Below are 15,051 nucleotides of genomic sequence, written 5' to 3'. Positions count from 1 at the left end.
ACCGTGGAAGCCATCACCTTCCCCCACGGCCGGATCCGCATGGCCGGCAACCTGCACCTGCCGATCGACTTCGACGCGCGGAGCAGCTACGCCGCGGTCGTCACCGTCCACCCCGGTGGCGGGGTGAAGGAGCAGACCGCGGGCCTCTACGCCGCCAGGCTGGCCGACGAGGGTTTCGTCGCGCTCGCCTTCGACGCCTCCCACCAGGGCGAGAGCGGCGGCGAGCCGCGCCACGTCGAGGATCCGGCGGCCCGGGTCGAGGACGTGCGGGTCGCGGTCGACTACCTCCAGACGCTTCGCTACGTCGACCCCGAGCGCATCGGCGCGCTCGGCATCTGCGCCGGTGGCGGGTACGCCGTCCACGCCACGATGACCGACCATCGCATCAGGGCGGTCGCCACCGTCAGCTGCGTGGACATCGGCACCACCTGGCGCAGGGGCTGGTACGGCGCCGATCTCGACGCGGCCGCTGCGCCCGCGCTGGAGGACGTCGCCCGCCAGCGCACCGCGGAGGCGGGCGGGGCCGAGGTCGCGACGAGCACCTACGTCCCGAGGGAGCCCGACGCGCGCACCCCGCACGACCTCGTCGAGGCACACGAGTACCAGGTGACCGCGCGGGGCGGGCATCCGAACGCGCAGAACCGCTACCTGACCGCCAGGAGCACCCCGAGGATCGCCGCCTTCGACGCGTTCCACCTCGTCGAGGATCTGCTGACCCAGCCGATCCTCCTCGTCGCCGGCAGCGAGGCCGGCTCGCTGTGGCACTCCACCGGGCTGCACGCCCGGGTGCGCGGCCCGAAGAAGCTCGTGATCGTCGACGGCGGCGGCCACACGGACTTCTACGACGTCCCGAAGTACGTCGACCGGGCCGTCCGCGAGGCAGTGCGGTTCTTCACCGGGACGCTCGTCGTCCGGGAGCGGGAGTGAGCCGTGGCCGGTGCCGGTCGGCCGCCGGACCCGCTACACGGTGACCCGGCGCCTGAGGCCGCCGCGTCATCCGGTCTGGCCGGGGCCCAGATCGCGAACGCCACCGACCGTGAGCGACACCTGAACGCGCACGTCCGCGAACCCGGCCGCGTCGAGATCCCGCCGCAGGGACTGGACGTCGACGACGGGGGGCGGCCCCACCGCGGCGACCAGCACGCCGTCCTCCGTGCTCGTCACGCCGACGATCTGCCACGAGTTCTCCGCTGCCCAGCGCTCGGCGACGGGCCGGATCCCGGCCACCGCGTCGTTGTGGGCCACGGCCCTGGCGCTGCCGATGCCCAGCGGGATCGCCATCAGCACGACGAACCCGATCACGGTCGCCAGTGACCGTGGCCCCACCCGACCCACGGAGCGCCCGGTCGACACTGCGACGGCGCGGACGCGCGAGGCGAGCAGCAGCAGCGTGCCGGTCGCGATGATCGCGGCGACATTGGTGCCGAATAGCAGGAACGCGCCGAGCGCCTGGCGTGGCCTGCCCGCCTCGAGGGTCAGCCCGACGACGGCAAGGGGCGGCACGAGTGAGATCGCGATCGCCACCCCCGGGAGCGCGTCGGACACGTCGGACCGGACCAGGGCGAACGCGCCAACCAGGCCGGTTGCGAGCGCGGCGACGAGATCGATGAGGTGCGGGGCGACCCGCGAGGCGACCTGCGAGTTGTTCTGGGCATCGACGGGGCCGGGCACGACTAGGCCGAGCAGGTAGGCGATCACGATCACGGCGGCCGCGCCGGCGACGATGAGCGCGGTGTCACGCACGATCCAACTGGGTTCGCCTAGCACGACCGCCAGGGCGGTGCCCAGGATCGGGGTCATCAGCGGAGCGACGATCATCGCGCCGATCACCGTGGCCGTCGAGTCGGCGACAATTCCGGATCCCGCGATGACCGCCGCCAGCACGAGCAGTACCCAGAACGCCGAGAGCTTCCGGCGGGTGTCGAGGAAGAGTCGATCCGTCATCCGGTCGATGTCGGCGCCCGACACCGGGCCGATCGGGTACGGGGCCGACATCATGCGGCGCCACGGCCTGCGGTCACACCCATGTCGGGATGCTGCACCTGCGTCCCGCCGGCGCGGATCATCCAGCGGGGATGACATGCGCGGGGGCCGGCGCGAGGGGCGGCGCCGCGCGTCGGCGGGTCGATCGAACGGAGGTCCGCTCAGGTGTCGCGGCGCAGGCGGGCGAGCTCCTCGAGTACTTCGGCGACGTCCTCGGTGTCGCCGACCACGTAGCCCGAACCGGTGTCCGCCGGCTCGCCCTCGTTCTGCACGGTGATCCCGAGGTCGTCCGACCGGAGCCGGGACGCCCCGTCGCCTGCGTCGACCCTGAACACAGCGGTGGCGTCGACCTCGTCGCGCAGCCGGTCCACGTCGTCCGGCGCCACGTGGCGAAGCCCGCCCTTGGCGCCGGAGAGCCGCATCAGCTGCGCGACCTGTTCGGGATCGCGGCGCGACACGACCGCCACGGTGGTGTCGCGCAGGGCCAGCAGGATGTTGAGCGCCTCGGAGGAGAGCTGTTCGGCGCGCGCCTCGTCGGGGTCGCCGAGGTCGGGCGCCAGGCCCCCGTCGAAGTCGCAGGCAACGAGCAGTCGCGGGGTGGTGGCAATGTGGTCGAGCGCGCGCCACAGCTCGTCGAGGTCGTCCATGGTCACGTCCTTTCACGGCGTCCGGATCACTGTGTACCCTTCGCCGCCGCGGGTTCCAGGGTCGATCCACCGCGTGGCACCGAAGACCGTGGAGGCCGTGTGGACGAGCAACCGGACCGTCCTTCCGTACTCACCCGCGTGCGCTCGCGTCATGCCGGACTCGACCATCTGGTTCGCGCAGGCGAGCGGTACCTCGAGACGAACGGAAACCATTACGCCGCGGCGATCACCTACTTCAGCATGCTCGCGTTGGTCCCGCTGCTGATGATCGCGTTCGCATCGTTCGCGCTGGTGCTGCAGTCGAACCCCGACCTGCTCGCCCGGCTCACGGCGCAGATCGGCGCGGCGTTGCCCGCGGGCCTGATCGAACCCCTGCGGGGTGTGATCGACCAGGCCATCTCCGCTGCCACCACGGTGGGTGTGATCGGACTGGTGTTCGCCCTCGTCGCCGGGCTGGGGTGGATGACGAACTTCCGCGACGCCCTGTCCGTGCAGTGGGGTCATGACCAGCAGCCGCCGGGCTCATACCTGCGGCGGCTGGGCGGCGACCTGGCCTCGCTGGTCGGGCTCGGCCTGGCCATGGCGCTCTCTCTCGGGCTGACGGTGGTCGCCAGCGGGGGGTACGCTGGACAGCTCCTCGGAGCCCTCGGGCTGGGTGACGCGGGGTGGGCGGCATGGTTGCTCACGCTGCTCGCTGTGGTGATCGCCCTGCTGTCCGACTTCCTGGTGTTCCTCTGGGTGTTCGCCCGCCTGCCGCGCGAGCCGGTCACCTGGCGCAGCTCGATCACGGCTGCTGCCGCCGCCGCGGTCGGCCTCGAGATCATCAAGCGGGTGATGGTCGTCTACCTGTCCGCCGTGACGCAGACGCCCGCAGGCCTGGCGTTCGGTCCGATCCTCGGCGTGCTGGTCTTCGTCTTCACCGTGTCCCAGTTCCTGCTGTTCCTCACGGCGTGGGCGGCCACGGCGCGGGAGAACCAGGTCGAGCGACCGCCGCCGGTGCCGTCCCCGGCGGTGATCCAGCCGGCGGTCACGGTGCGTAGTGGTCCCGGACCGTTCGCCGTCACGGGCCTGCTCGGCGTCGGGGTCATCGCGGGCGTGCTCGGATACCGCATACTCGGGCACCGATCCCACCACGCCGCCCCATGACTCCGCCCCCGCACGGCGATCCTCGACCGCCGGTCATGGCGCCGGGTAGAGGTGCAGCTCGAGGCGGTCGTCGAGGTCGAACTCGACGAGTGCGCGCCCGGTGGAGTCGGCGGTCACCTCGGAGGTCACCACAGCGTCGCGGGCGCCGCGGACCCGATAGGTGCGGTGCGGTCGGAGACGTTGGATCGCGATCGTGGTCCGGGTGCTGCCGCTGCCCGGGCGCAGGACGAGTGCGAGGTCGTCGCCGTCGCTGACCGCTCGGGCGACCATGACGTCGGGGTAGGCGGCGTCGGTGAGGACCGGACCGGTGCGCCATTCGTGGGGGACGCCGTCGCGCACCAGGCCGCGGAAGGCGTCCTCGCCGCCGAAGCGGGTGAACGCCAGCCACAGGTTGCCCCATACGGAGATGCCCCGGTAGCGGCAGGCGCCGTGGTGCTCGATCAGGCGATCGGCGAGGGACTCTTCCAGGGCGCGGGCGCTGTCCTCGTCACCGTACTCGCGGGCGTTCGCCGCGAGCGCGGCGCGGGTGAATCCGTCGGTGTTGATTCCGTAGTTGCCGGGGTCGAGCCGGTTCCACGAGCGGTGGAGGACGTCTTCGGCGTGGCCTCGGGGGCCGAGGTGGAAGGTGTGGACCAGCCACCAGGTCCGTCGCCCGATGTCGGGGAGGCCGGGATTGAGGAACAGCGCGGTGATCGCGTCTGCCAAGTTGCCCACCATGGGGTGGCGGACTCCGAGATAGGAGGAGCGTGCGGTGGTCAGCCTGCCGTCGGGCTCGCAGAACTCGCCGTTGTCGTAGCCACGGCGGACAGCCTGCAGCACCGGTTCGGCGTGGTCGGTGTGCTGGAGCCGGTCGTAGACCAGCAGTGTGTTGACGGCGAAGGTGTTGCACATCGGGTAGATCCAGTTCGGCTCGCACGGGTACTGACCGAGGCGGGAGCGGCCGAAGTTGTCGACCATGGCGTCGGTGATCGTGCCGAAGTCGTGGTCGAACGTGCGGTGGGTGTTCCAGCGCAGCCGCAGGCAGCCGGGTTCGTGGTAGCGGCGGTCGCCGGTCACGGTTTCGTAGAGCCCCAGCATCAGCCCGAGATAGCCGGAGTACATGACGTTGTCGTTGATGATCGGATCGGGATTCCTGCGCAGGTTCCCCCAGGCGTTCTCCAGCGCCCAGTAGCTCCACACCGGTCGACACAGCATTTTCGCGATGGCGTTGCGTTGGGCCTCGGCGACGTAGCCGGTGAATGCCGGGGCGCACGAGTACTGGAACATCGCGGCGGTGTAGGAGATGAAGTTGAGCTGGTAGCGGACCGCGCCCTCGCGGAACTGCTCGGGCCGGACGAAGAAGAAGCCGTGCCAACTCTCGTGCGGCTGGAGCGCCAGGTCCAGCACGTAACGCAGGGTCTTCAGGTCCTCGGCGCTCGCCTCTCGCGGCGCGGGTGGGCCGGCCGAGACGGGGCGTAGTGGCTGTTCCAGCGCGAGACGGCGGTTGTAGGCGCGCCCGCGTCGGCGGTGGACCCGAAAGCGGACCTGCTGGTGGAGCAGGGATCCGGCGACGGCGGCGACCAGCAGGCACGGCACCGCCCAGATGCTCCAGATCGCCGGGGTGTCTCCCGCGGTGGCTGCAGCCAGCGCGGCCGCGGCCAGCCAGACCGCGGGCGGGAGGACCGCGATACCGCACAACCACCACAGGCCCAACGACATCGTGAAGGTCAGCAACGCCACCACCGCCAGCACGGGGTGGCCGGTGTAGAGCAGACCCCCACCGGGAAGCATCAGCCCGAAGCCGAACGCCCGCACTCCGACCGATGAACCGAACGTGCCGAGTGCTGACCCGACGATCCAGCACAGGGTGAGCACCAGGAGGCTGCGACGCAGCAGGAATCGGGTGACCGGGCCGTGCACCCGACGGAACTCGGGGATCGGCGGTATCGGCACACGCCCGCTCGGGCCTGCCGCCACGTCCGGTCCGATCCGATCAGCGGTCACCGGCCGGGCGCAGGTCGGCGTGCGGGTGGCGCGAACCCGGGCTCCGACCCGTGCCCGGACCCTCGCAGGAAGACCCAGGCGGCCCGGCACAGCCCGAGCACCAGGATCAGAGCGGCACAGCAGAGCATCGAACGCCCCCGTCGGCGGTGAACCAGTCGTGTGTGGGTGACCTTCACAGCACGGTAGTGAGCCCTGTGCATCGCGGCACACCGCCTGTCGACACCGCCGGCTGCCCGAGAGCCGACCGGCGGGCGGGCTCGGAAGGTCCAGCGGGTGGCACCGCCCGGCGCGACCGTCGCGACGGCCGCCCGTCCCCGCCTCGGCGGAGATCATCGACAAGCGACCGCGGGGCCTGCTGTTCCTTGCTGCCCGCTCGCGCCGTCGGGGCGTGGTCGCATCCCGGTCCCGGTTCGGCCGTTGACTGCAGGCAATCGCAGAGTGCAATATTTTGCATATCGCTAGCGAACGGTCACCGGTCAGGAGAGGGCGGCATGGGCTCCCACGGCGAACCCGGATCAGGCGTCGGTGTGCAGGCCGAGCGTCAGCCAGTTGCGGCGGGTCGCGCGCGCGGCCCCCTCGGCATCTCCGGCCCCGGCGAGATCGACGATCCGGGCGTGCTGCGCGACGGAGTCGCGGCCGGCGAGCGAGGCGAACCGGATGCGCTCGACCCGCCGCAGCACCGGCGTGTACTGGTCGAGCACGGCCCGGATCGCCCCGTTCCCCGCGCGGTCCACCGCGACACCGTGGAAGGCGTCGTCGGCAGCGATGGCGGCGACGACGTCGCCCACGGTCAGCGCCGCCGCGAAGGCCTCGTTCGCCGATCGCATGGCGGCCAGGTCCGCGCCGGTGAGGAGCGGAACCGCCGTCCGCACCGCCAGCTCGTGCATGGCGGCCGTCACCTCCTGCGCGTCGGCCACCGAGCGCGGGTCGATCGGGCTGACGATCGTGTAGCGGCCGGGCTTCGTCTCGACCAGGCCGGCCGCTTCGAGGCGGGCCAGCGCCTCCCGGATCGGCGTCCGGCTGACCCCGAGCCAGCCGCTCAGATCCCCGTCCAGCAGACGCTCGCCGGGCTCGAGCGTGCCGTCGATGATCGCGTCGCGGATCCGTACGAACACGCTGTCCCGCAGCAGCTGGCGCTGCGCGGACGCGCCCGCGGCGGGAACCGGCATGTCCACATCATGCACGCGCGGTCGGCACCGGAACCCGCCGCCCGGATGCGACCCACGTCCCGACGGAATCGAGGAAGGTCATGTCGTCGCTTCACGACTTCGAGCGCTACCCCCTGATGTTCGGCCCGAGCCCCGTCCACCGCCTCGAGCGGCTCACCCGCCACCTCGGGGGTCCGCAGATCTGGGCCAAGCGCGAGGACTGCAACTCCGGGCTGGCCTACGGGGGCAACAAGATCCGGAAGCTGGAGTACACCGTCCCGGACGCCCTCGCGAAGGGCGCCGACACCCTCGTGTCCATCGGTGGCTACCAGTCCAACCACACGCGCCAGGTGGCCGCCGTCGCCGCCCGGCTCGGCATGAAGGCCCGGCTCGTGCAGGAACGTTGGGTCGACTGGCCCGACGTCGTCAACGACAAGGTCGGCAACATCCTGCTCTCCCGGATCATGGGTGCGGACGTGCGTCTCGACCCGTCCGGGTTCGGCATCGGGATCAAGGACTCCTGGGAGGCCGCTCTGGAGGAGGTCCGGGCCGCGGGCGGCGTCCCGTATGGCATCCCGGCCGGTGCCTCGGAGCACCCGCTCGGCGGGCTGGGCTTCGCGAACTGGGCCGACGAGGTGGCGCAGCAGGAGCGCGAGCTGGGGATCTTCTTCGATACGGTCGTCGTCTGCACCGTCACCGGATCGACGCACGCCGGCATGATCGCCGGGTTCGCGGGCCAGGACCGCCCGCGCCGCGTGCTCGGCATCGACGCCTCCGCGACGATCGAGAAGACCCGCGAGCAGGTCGCGCGCATCGCGCAGCACACCGCGGACCTCATCGGGCTGGGCCGACCGCTGCGCGCCGACGAGATCACCGTGCTGGAGGGCTGGGCGGGCGAGCGCTACGGGATCCCGGTCGACTCGACGATCGACGCGATCCGCCTCACGGCCGGGCTCGAAGGGATGATCATCGACCCGGTCTACGAGGGCAAGTCGATGGCCGGGCTCGTCGGGCTGGTCCGGGCGGGGGAGGTCGGGCCGGACTCGACCGTCCTGTACGCGCACCTGGGCGGGCAGCCCGCCCTCAACGCGTACGCCGGGGCGTTCGGCTGACCAGCCGTGGTCACGCCCGATCGAGAGCGCCCTCGACCATCCGGGCCAGCGTCTCGGTGAGGACGTCCAGGCCCCGGCAGAGATCGGCGTCCGCGGTGAACTCCGCCTCGGCGTGCGAGATGCCCTCGACGCTGGGGATGAACAGCATCACCGTGGGGACGGCGTTCTTGAGGTTGGTGGAGTCGTGGCCCGCCCGCGTCTGCACCGGCATGAAGGAGACGCCGAGGTCGCGGGCCACCTCCCGGGCCAGCGCGACGCCCGCGGGCGGGTAGTCCTGGCCGGTCCAGGTGTGGGCGACGTGGCGTTCGATCCGCACATCCGCCTTGACCTCGATCTCCGCGAACGTCGCGCGCAGCGCGGCGTCGGCCTCCGCGAGCAGCGCGTCGGAGGGCGAGCGCAGGTCCAGGTGCATCCGGACCTCCCTCGGCACCACGACGGGGCTGTTCGGCAGCACGGTGAGCCGCCCGCAGGAGGTGTGGAGCTCCTCGCCGTAGCGGTCGGCCAGGTCGCGCAGCGCGACGACCGCCAGCGCCGCGCCGTACAGGGCGTCGCGCCGGTCCGCGATTGCGGTGGCCCCGGTGTGGGCCTGCTCGCCGAGGACGGAGATCTGGTACTTGTTCGCTGCCCACGTCCGGTGCACGAGGCCGAGCGTCGTCCCGGACTTGTCCAGCTCGCGGCCCTGCTCGATGTGGATCTCGACGTAGCCGGCGACGGTGTGCGGGGCGCCCGCGCCGAACACGTCCCGCTCGCCGAGGGCGCCGATCGCGGTGAGCGCGTCCGCGACGGTGGTGCCCGCGACGTCCGTGGTGCCCAGCGCCGTCTCCGGCGGCATCAGTCCGGTGAACACGGCGCTGCCCATCATGGAGGGCTCGAACCGGGACCCCTCCTCGTTGAACCAGTTGACGACGGCGACGTTGTAGCGCGGTGTCCGTCCCGCCGCCGCGAGGCCGGCGCGCAGCCGGTCCGCGGCGTGGGCGGCGGCGAGGACGCCGTACGCGCCGTCGAAGCGCCCGCCGCGCGGCTGGCTGTCCAGGTGCGACCCGGCGAGCACGTACGGCGCGTCGGGGACGAGCTCCAGCAACCCGAACTGGTTGCCCACCCGGTCCGCGACCACGGTGAACCCGCGGTCGGCCAGCCAGCGGGCGAGCCAGGAGCGCGTCGCGCCGTCCTCGGGGGTGGCGGCCTGGCGCTCGACGCCGCCCGCGGGGGTCGCGCCGATCGCGGACAGCTCGGCGAAGTCGGCGAGCAGGCGGTCGTCGGCCGCGGCGTCGCGGGCGGGGAGGGGGTGAACGGGCATCGGATCTCCTGGTGCCGCAGGTCCTTCGGATCGGGCGTCCCATCCTGCCGCCCGCTCGCCCGGCCCGCTCGCGCCCTGGCCACCGCCGCCCGCTCGCCCCGCCGCGCGAACGGCACGTACGGGAAGACCTATTTCCCGTACGTGCCGTTCGCGCGGGGTGGGCGTGGGGGTGGGGGTGGGGCGCACCCCGGGGGTGGGGTCGGCTGGTCCGTGCGGCTCTGGTGCCCGGCGCCGCCATCGGGCAGTGTCCGGGCGGGGAAGGGAGCCGCCATGGCGGGCCGACGTCACACGAGCACCGGGCCGGGTGTTCGCGCCGCACACCGGCGGACCGTCGCCCGGGGCCCGGCATGACGGGGCCTGCGGCGGCCCGCGATGCGTTCGCCGAGCCCGGCGCCGATCCGGACCGCGCGGCGCTGCTGGTTGCGGTGCTGCGTGAGGAGGCGCGCCGCCACGAGGTGCCGAGCCTGAGCGTGGCGATCGTCCGCCACGACCGGTTGCTGCACTCCGCCACGGTCGGCCTGGCCGATCTCGGCTCCCGCACGCCGGCCACCCCGCACACCTCCTACCTCTGGTTCTCGATGAGCAAGATCGCGACGGCGACGGCGGCCGTCGCCCTCGCGGAGGCCGGCGGCCTCGACCTCGATGCCCCCATCACGACCTACCTGCCCGGCTACCCCTCCGGACGGCCGGTCGTGCGTCAGCTCCTCGATCACACCGCGGGCCTGGGCAACCCGCTGCCCATCGGGTGGGTGCATCCCGCGGACGGACCGGGCCCCGACCCGCGGGCGTTCCTGTGGCGGCGCCTGCGCGGGCGGACGCCCACCCGCCACCGCGTCGGCGGCCCGGCCCACTACTCGAACGTCGGCTACCTGGTCCTCGGCGAGGTCCTCCGCCGCGCCGCGGGCGAGCCGGTGACCGATCTCGTCACCCGCACCGTGCTGCACCCCGCGGGGATGCGCCGCACCGGGTACGTGCACCCCGGCGACGGGTCCGCGGCGACGGGGTACGTGCGGCTGCCGCGTCCCGCCACGGCCGCGCTGCGCCTGCTCCTGCCCGACGGGATCCTCGGCCCCCGCCACGGCCGCCACCAGGCCCTCCACCCCTTCGTCGTCGACGGGCCCGCCTACGGCGGTCTGATCGGACCCGCCACCGACGCCGCGCGGCTCGCCGCCCTCCACCTCGCGGACGGGCGCTCCGGCGAGCACCGGATCCTCTCGCCCGGCGCGGCGCGCCGGATGCGCACCGCCACCGCCCGCGGGCGGCGGCGCGACTTCGGCCAGGGCTGGTTTCGGTCCGCCGGTGCGCGCGGCACCGGTCCCGCACACGTCGAGCACCTCGGCTCCGGCGCCGGGTTCCACAACCTCATGCGCATCTACCCCGGTCTCGACCTCGGCGTCGTGATCATGACGAACGCGACGAACGCACCCGACCTCGACCGGATCTGCGCGGCGGCCACGGCGCTCGACCGCTCCTGATCCGGCGACGGGCGGGATCAGCCCTGCGCCTCGAGCTCGTTCCGCAGGATGGTGTAGGCGACCATCATCGAGTCGAGGTAGGCGCGGACCTCGACGACGAGGTCGCCCTCGAACCGGCAGACCCAGCAGTACCGGTTCGCGAAGGCCGCGCCCTCGTTCGTCCGGGAGGTCGACAGCAGCTCGACGACCGTGGTGTCGCCGTCGACGAACACGTTCTCCACCTCGAGCATCGCCCCGCCCGGGAGCACGCCGGCGAGGCGGGTGAACGTCGAGCCGAGGAACTCCTTCTTGCTGCGGTAGCGGCCCGCGAGCGGGTGGGTGCCCTCGACTGTCCAGTCGACGTCGTCGGCCACGCGGTCCCAGAACCGCGGTTGGGTGTCGGCACTCTGCAGGTTGCCGAACAGGGCGATGCGGTCGGCACGGATGTCACTGCGAATGTCGCTGCGGAGCTCGCTCATGGGATCGTCCGATCATCGTTGGACGCCCAGCGTCGCACCGCGCACGGGTGGCCGACCAGGGGCCGGGCCGCCGGGCCGGCGTACGGTGTGGACGTGAGGACGGACCGGCCGGGGGTGCTGCGCTGGCTCTGGTACGCCTTCGGCGGCGCCCTCCCGGTCCGCTACCGCGCCTGGGTGCTCCACGACGCCACCTGCCGGACGTGGCCGTGGCGGCACTTCGCCCGGGCCTTCGTGCAGATGAGCGTGGTGGCGTTGCCGATCCTGCTGCTCGTCCCGGGCCCGCTGTGGCTGCGGCTGGTGTCGCTCCTGCTCGGGTGGGGAGTCGCGTTCCAGTACGCGCTCTACAACATGCAGGAGTCCGTCGAGCACCGGGTCCGCAAGGCCGGCTACCCGCCCGGCACGGCGCTGGCCGTGCGCAACGAGCTCCAGGCCGACGAGCGCGCGGCGGCCGCCGAGCGGTACGCCGCGCGCTACCGGCCCGGGCCGCCTACCGGCTGAGCTCGGCCGGTTCGTCCAGCCGCTCCAGCTTGTGCGGGTTGCGCATGGCGTAGATCCGGGTGATCCGGCCGTCCTCGACGACGAGGCTCACCGCGGCGACGAGCTCGCCGTCCGCCTCGATCCGCAGCGCCGGTGCGCCGTTGAGGACCACGGGCGCCGTCCCCATCTCGGCCGGGTACCTGCTCAGGCCGCTCAGGAGCTTCGCCACGAGGTCCGCGCCGTGGATCGGCACCCTCGCCGCGGCCGCGATACCGCCGCCGTCGGCGATGAGGACGACGTCGGGAGCCAGGACGTCCATCAGCTCCTGGACCCGCCCGGTGCGCAGCGCCACCCGGAACCGCTCCACGACGGCCTGCTGCTCCGCGCGGCTCACCTGCATCCGCGGCCGCCGGGCGGCCACGTGCTCGCGGGAGCGGCGCGCGATCTGCCGCACCGTGGCCGCGGGTTTCCCGACGGCCTCGGCGATCTCCCCGTAGGGCAGGTCGAAGACCTCGCGGAGCACGAACACGGCCCGCTCCGTGGGGCCGAGCGTCTCCAGCACGGTCAGCATCGCGATGGAGACGCTCTCGGCCAGCTCGACGTCCTCGGCCACGTCCGGGGCCGTCAGCAGGGGCTCGGGCAGCCATTCGCCGACGTACTGCTCGCGGCGGCGCGCCTGCGTGCGCAGGCGGTTGAGCGCCTGGCGCGTGACGATGCGCACGAGGTAGGCCCGCGGGTCGCGCACCTGCGCCTGGTCCACGCCCGCCCAGCGCAACCACGTCTCCTGCAGGGCGTCCTCCGCATCGGCCGCGACCCCGAGCATCTCGTAGGCGACGGTGAACAACAGCCGGCGGTGGCTGACGAACGGGTCGTCGGTCACGAGCCCGACGCTACGCCGGACGGGATCGGCGCGAGCGGGATCTCGCAGGAGTCGGAGAATCCCTGCGACTCGATCCCGAGCACGGCGTTCGTCCGCGTCGCGAGGTTCGCGAAGCCGATGAACGCGGTGAGCTCGACGAGCGCCGCCGGGCCGAGCCGGTCGAGCAGGCGCGCGGACAGCTCGTCGGTGACGGTCGGCGGCGTGCTCGTCACGGCCTCGGCGTACTCCAGGACGTCGCGCTCGAGCGGTGTGAAGACGTCCGACTCCCGCCAGCGCGGGACCTGGCTTGCCTTGCCGAGGTCCAGCTGCTCGTTCCGCGCCTGGAAGTAGCCGAGATCGAGGCACCAGGTGCAGCCGACCCGGGCCGCCACGGCCATGTGCGCGAACGACTTGAGGCTCTTGTCGGCGGCGTCCCACCTGCTCGCCCGGCCCCCGAACGCCATCATCGCCTTGACGACCTTCGGGTTGTGCCACATCACCTCGACCGGCTCCGGAACGTCGCCGAACATCCGCCGGGCGACGCGCTTGATCATGCTGCCGGTGAGCCCGGAGAGTTCCGCCTTCGGGATGCGCGGTGCCATGGTGTCCTCCCTCGTGGGTGCGTGTTCGGCATGAGGACACCGCCGGGGCGGTAGATGTGACAGCGGATGTGACACGGAACGGGCGTCAGGAACGTGGGCGTGGCGCCGTGCGGCGCGCGGCGACCGTGATCGCCACCCCGACGAGGACGACGGGCAGCACCAACGGCAGCCACCGCACGGCTGCCGACAGCACGGCGGCCGTCACGGCCCCGGTCACGAGGGCCGCGAGCTGCCACGCCGCGGTCCAGGCCCGGCGACGGACGGGGTCGCCCGTGCCGGTGAGCAGCCCGTGCAGCGCGGTCGTGAGGGCACCCGTCATGTAGGTCGTGGCGGCGCGCAGGCCGAGGCCCGCAACGCTCTGCGCGCCCATCGCCGTCGACAGCAGCACGAGCGTCAGCAGCGCCGGCCGGCCGGTCACGAGCGCCTCGACGCCGAAGGCCGAGCACAGCAGCACGAGCTCCACGGCGAGCGGTCCTGTGACCGCGTCCGCCGCGCGGCGCCAGACCAGGGCACAGGCCGCCACGCCCGCGGCGAACCCCACGACCGCGACCGCGGGGGCCAGGAGCCGGTGCAGGTCGAGCAGGGCGATCCCGGCACCGACGAGGACGAGGTTGCCGGTGACGACGCTCGCGAAGGAGCCGCCGACGTGCAGGAGCGCCACGAGGTCGACGGCGCCCGCCGCGCCGGCCAGCAGCACGTCCGGTACCCGGGGCGAGCGCGGAACCGGCGTCACGGCGGCCATTCTCCCGCGCCCGCTGCCCGGAGCCCGACCCCGCAGCCTGGCGTGTCTCCTAGCAGCCGTCGGGACGGCTGCGACGTGCAACTCGTGGTTGCGAGGTCGGGGGCGAGATCTTGCGGAACCATGACGTGGCGAGGTGGATGGGACTACCCGGGCCCCGCGGCCGGTTGGGTACGGCGGGACTTTGTCGAGAGGAGCAGGCAGATGAGCGCGAACCAGACCGCGATCCTCGCGGGCGGGTGCTTCTGGGGGATGCAGGACCTCATCCGGAAGCGGCCGGGCGTCGTGTCCACCCGCGTCGGCTACAGCGGCGGGGACGTCCCGAACGCCACCTACCGCAACCACGGCACGCACGCCGAGGCGATCGAGATCGTCTTCGACCCGGCCGTGGCGAGCTACCGGGAGCTGCTGGAGTTCTTCTTCCAGATCCACGACCCGACCACCCGTAACCGGCAGGGCAACGACGTCGGCATGTCGTACCGGTCGGCGATCTTCTACCTCGACGACGAGCAGCGCCGGGTCGCCGAGGACACCATCGCCGACGTGGACGCGTCCGGGCTGTGGCCGGGCAAGGTCGTCACCGAGGTGGCCCCGGCCGGGCCCTTCTGGGAGGCCGAGCCGGAGCACCAGGACTACCTCGAGCGCCTGCCGTGGGGCTACACCTGCCACTTCCCGCGGCCCGGCTGGGTGCTGCCGAAGCGGGACGCCGCCACGGCCTGACCGGCCGGCTCAGGCCGTCGCCGGGTGGATCAGCTCCCACACCGTCGACGGCTTGAGCGGGGTCCGGGTGACGCGGCACCCGAGGTGCTCGATCGCGTCGGCCACGGCGTTCGCCACGGCGGCGTGACCGCCGATCGCCCCGCCCTCGCCCATGCCCTTGACACCCAGCGGGTTGAGCGGCGAGGGGCTGGTCATGTGGGCGATCTCCAGCGCGGGGACGTCCAGGCTGCCCGGGACGATGTAGTCCATGAACGTGGTCGACTGCGGCTGACCGTGGGCGTCGTAGACGAGCTCCTCCATGAGCGCCCCGCCGAGGCCCTGCGCGACGCCACCGGCGATCTGGCCCTCGGCGGCGAGCGGGTTGATGATCACCCCGGCGTCGTTGACGACGCAGTAGCGGGTGAC

Annotated in this window: 16 protein-coding genes; 6 read left to right on the top strand and 10 right to left on the bottom strand. The window is 72.8% G+C overall.

What is annotated here, in order from left to right; all coding sequences use genetic code 11:
- Positions 1-3: 3 nt before the first annotated feature.
- A complete protein-coding gene (locus tag AB7J25_RS20285; protein ID WP_428511160.1) occupies positions 4-927 on the top strand; it encodes an alpha/beta hydrolase in 924 nt (307 codons plus the stop codon).
- A gap of 66 nt (positions 928-993) precedes the next feature.
- Here AB7J25_RS20285 and AB7J25_RS20280 read toward each other — a convergent pair whose 3' ends face one another.
- Both AB7J25_RS20280 and AB7J25_RS20275 read right to left on the bottom strand, forming a co-directional pair.
- The gene (locus AB7J25_RS20280; RefSeq protein ID WP_428511159.1) at positions 994-1,944 is read right to left on the bottom strand and encodes a DUF389 domain-containing protein; all 951 of its coding nucleotides are present in this window, start codon (positions 1,942-1,944) and stop codon (positions 994-996) included.
- Between the two features lie 200 nt (positions 1,945-2,144).
- Positions 2,145-2,630, bottom strand: coding sequence for a hypothetical protein (locus AB7J25_RS20275; protein ID WP_428511158.1), 486 nt, complete (start codon positions 2,628-2,630; stop codon positions 2,145-2,147).
- A 99-nt stretch (positions 2,631-2,729) separates the two neighbouring features.
- Here AB7J25_RS20275 and AB7J25_RS20270 point away from each other — a divergent pair, with 99 nt between their 5' ends.
- Positions 2,730-3,776: a YhjD/YihY/BrkB family envelope integrity protein gene (locus tag AB7J25_RS20270; RefSeq protein WP_428511157.1), complete on the top strand. Its 1,047-nt coding sequence runs from the start codon at positions 2,730-2,732 to the stop codon at positions 3,774-3,776.
- A gap of 33 nt (positions 3,777-3,809) precedes the next feature.
- Here the strand turns inward: AB7J25_RS20270 and AB7J25_RS20265 are convergent, their stop codons facing one another.
- Together AB7J25_RS20265 and AB7J25_RS20260 are read right to left on the bottom strand one after the other, a co-directional pair.
- Positions 3,810-5,708: a hypothetical protein gene (locus tag AB7J25_RS20265; RefSeq protein WP_428511156.1), complete on the bottom strand. Its 1,899-nt coding sequence runs from the start codon at positions 5,706-5,708 to the stop codon at positions 3,810-3,812.
- A gap of 566 nt (positions 5,709-6,274) precedes the next feature.
- Positions 6,275-6,928, bottom strand: coding sequence for a GntR family transcriptional regulator (locus AB7J25_RS20260; RefSeq protein ID WP_428511155.1), 654 nt, complete (start codon positions 6,926-6,928; stop codon positions 6,275-6,277).
- Between the two features lie 80 nt (positions 6,929-7,008).
- Between AB7J25_RS20260 and AB7J25_RS20255 the strand changes: the two genes are divergently transcribed.
- On the top strand, positions 7,009-8,019 hold the full coding sequence (locus AB7J25_RS20255; protein WP_428511154.1) for a 1-aminocyclopropane-1-carboxylate deaminase: 1,011 nt from the start codon (positions 7,009-7,011) through the stop codon (positions 8,017-8,019).
- 10 nt (positions 8,020-8,029) lie between these two features.
- Here the strand turns inward: AB7J25_RS20255 and AB7J25_RS20250 are convergent, their stop codons facing one another.
- On the bottom strand, positions 8,030-9,316 hold the full coding sequence (locus AB7J25_RS20250) for a M20 family metallo-hydrolase (RefSeq protein ID WP_428511153.1): 1,287 nt from the start codon (positions 9,314-9,316) through the stop codon (positions 8,030-8,032).
- 347 nt (positions 9,317-9,663) lie between these two features.
- Here AB7J25_RS20250 and AB7J25_RS20245 point away from each other — a divergent pair, with 347 nt between their 5' ends.
- Positions 9,664-10,791 (top strand): serine hydrolase domain-containing protein, encoded by a 1,128-nt coding sequence (locus AB7J25_RS20245; RefSeq protein WP_428511152.1) that lies wholly within the window; start codon positions 9,664-9,666, stop codon positions 10,789-10,791.
- 17 nt (positions 10,792-10,808) lie between these two features.
- Here AB7J25_RS20245 and AB7J25_RS20240 read toward each other — a convergent pair whose 3' ends face one another.
- Positions 10,809-11,249 (bottom strand): nuclear transport factor 2 family protein, encoded by a 441-nt coding sequence (locus AB7J25_RS20240; RefSeq protein WP_428511151.1) that lies wholly within the window; start codon positions 11,247-11,249, stop codon positions 10,809-10,811.
- 93 nt (positions 11,250-11,342) lie between these two features.
- Here AB7J25_RS20240 and AB7J25_RS20235 point away from each other — a divergent pair, with 93 nt between their 5' ends.
- Positions 11,343-11,747 (top strand): DUF5313 family protein, encoded by a 405-nt coding sequence (locus tag AB7J25_RS20235; protein ID WP_428511150.1) that lies wholly within the window; start codon positions 11,343-11,345, stop codon positions 11,745-11,747.
- Here AB7J25_RS20235 and AB7J25_RS20230 read toward each other — a convergent pair.
- The 3 genes from AB7J25_RS20230 to AB7J25_RS20220 form a co-directional block, all read right to left on the bottom strand.
- Positions 11,737-12,606 carry an RNA polymerase sigma-70 factor gene (locus AB7J25_RS20230; protein ID WP_428511149.1) on the bottom strand — a complete coding sequence of 290 codons (870 nt, stop codon included), beginning with the start codon at positions 12,604-12,606 and terminating at the stop codon, positions 11,737-11,739. The two genes, AB7J25_RS20235 and AB7J25_RS20230, sit on opposite strands and share 11 nt — an antisense overlap.
- Positions 12,603-13,187 (bottom strand): carboxymuconolactone decarboxylase family protein, encoded by a 585-nt coding sequence (locus AB7J25_RS20225; protein ID WP_428511148.1) that lies wholly within the window; start codon positions 13,185-13,187, stop codon positions 12,603-12,605. The genes AB7J25_RS20230 and AB7J25_RS20225 overlap by 4 nt, the downstream gene beginning before the upstream one ends.
- A gap of 85 nt (positions 13,188-13,272) precedes the next feature.
- Positions 13,273-13,920 (bottom strand): YoaK family protein, encoded by a 648-nt coding sequence (locus tag AB7J25_RS20220; RefSeq protein WP_428511147.1) that lies wholly within the window; start codon positions 13,918-13,920, stop codon positions 13,273-13,275.
- 210 nt (positions 13,921-14,130) lie between these two features.
- Between AB7J25_RS20220 and msrA the strand changes: the two genes are divergently transcribed.
- Positions 14,131-14,646 carry a peptide-methionine (S)-S-oxide reductase MsrA gene (msrA, locus tag AB7J25_RS20215; RefSeq protein ID WP_428511146.1) on the top strand — a complete coding sequence of 172 codons (516 nt, stop codon included), beginning with the start codon at positions 14,131-14,133 and terminating at the stop codon, positions 14,644-14,646.
- Between the two features lie 9 nt (positions 14,647-14,655).
- Here msrA and AB7J25_RS20210 read toward each other — a convergent pair.
- The coding region (locus AB7J25_RS20210; RefSeq protein WP_428511145.1) for a molybdopterin cofactor-binding domain-containing protein at positions 14,656-15,051 on the bottom strand (396 nt) is incomplete at its 5' end.

The organism is Pseudonocardia sp. (genome assembly GCF_050246655.1).
In the GTDB taxonomy this organism is placed as follows: Bacteria; Actinomycetota; Actinomycetes; order Mycobacteriales; family Pseudonocardiaceae; genus Pseudonocardia.
Note: the sequence above shows the minus strand (reverse complement) of the source record. Positions and strands in the feature narration are given on the sequence as shown.

What these genes read in the sequence shown, in the direction of transcription:
- AB7J25_RS20280 (WP_428511159.1), bottom strand. Translation starts at nt 1,944, where the DNA reads ATGACGGATCGACTCTTCCTCGACACCCGCCGGAAGCTCTCGGCGTTC.
- AB7J25_RS20240 (WP_428511151.1), bottom strand. Translation starts at nt 11,249, where the DNA reads ATGAGCGAGCTCCGCAGCGACATTCGCAGTGACATCCGTGCCGACCGC.
- msrA (WP_428511146.1), top strand. Translation starts at nt 14,131, where the DNA reads ATGAGCGCGAACCAGACCGCGATCCTCGCGGGCGGGTGCTTCTGGGGG.
- AB7J25_RS20260 (WP_428511155.1), bottom strand. Translation starts at nt 6,928, where the DNA reads ATGCCGGTTCCCGCCGCGGGCGCGTCCGCGCAGCGCCAGCTGCTGCGG.
- AB7J25_RS20275 (WP_428511158.1), bottom strand. Translation starts at nt 2,630, where the DNA reads ATGGACGACCTCGACGAGCTGTGGCGCGCGCTCGACCACATTGCCACC.
- AB7J25_RS20225 (WP_428511148.1), bottom strand. Translation starts at nt 13,187, where the DNA reads ATGGCACCGCGCATCCCGAAGGCGGAACTCTCCGGGCTCACCGGCAGC.
- AB7J25_RS20250 (WP_428511153.1), bottom strand. Translation starts at nt 9,316, where the DNA reads ATGCCCGTTCACCCCCTCCCCGCCCGCGACGCCGCGGCCGACGACCGC.
- AB7J25_RS20245 (WP_428511152.1), top strand. Translation starts at nt 9,664, where the DNA reads ATGACGGGGCCTGCGGCGGCCCGCGATGCGTTCGCCGAGCCCGGCGCC.
- AB7J25_RS20255 (WP_428511154.1), top strand. Translation starts at nt 7,009, where the DNA reads ATGTCGTCGCTTCACGACTTCGAGCGCTACCCCCTGATGTTCGGCCCG.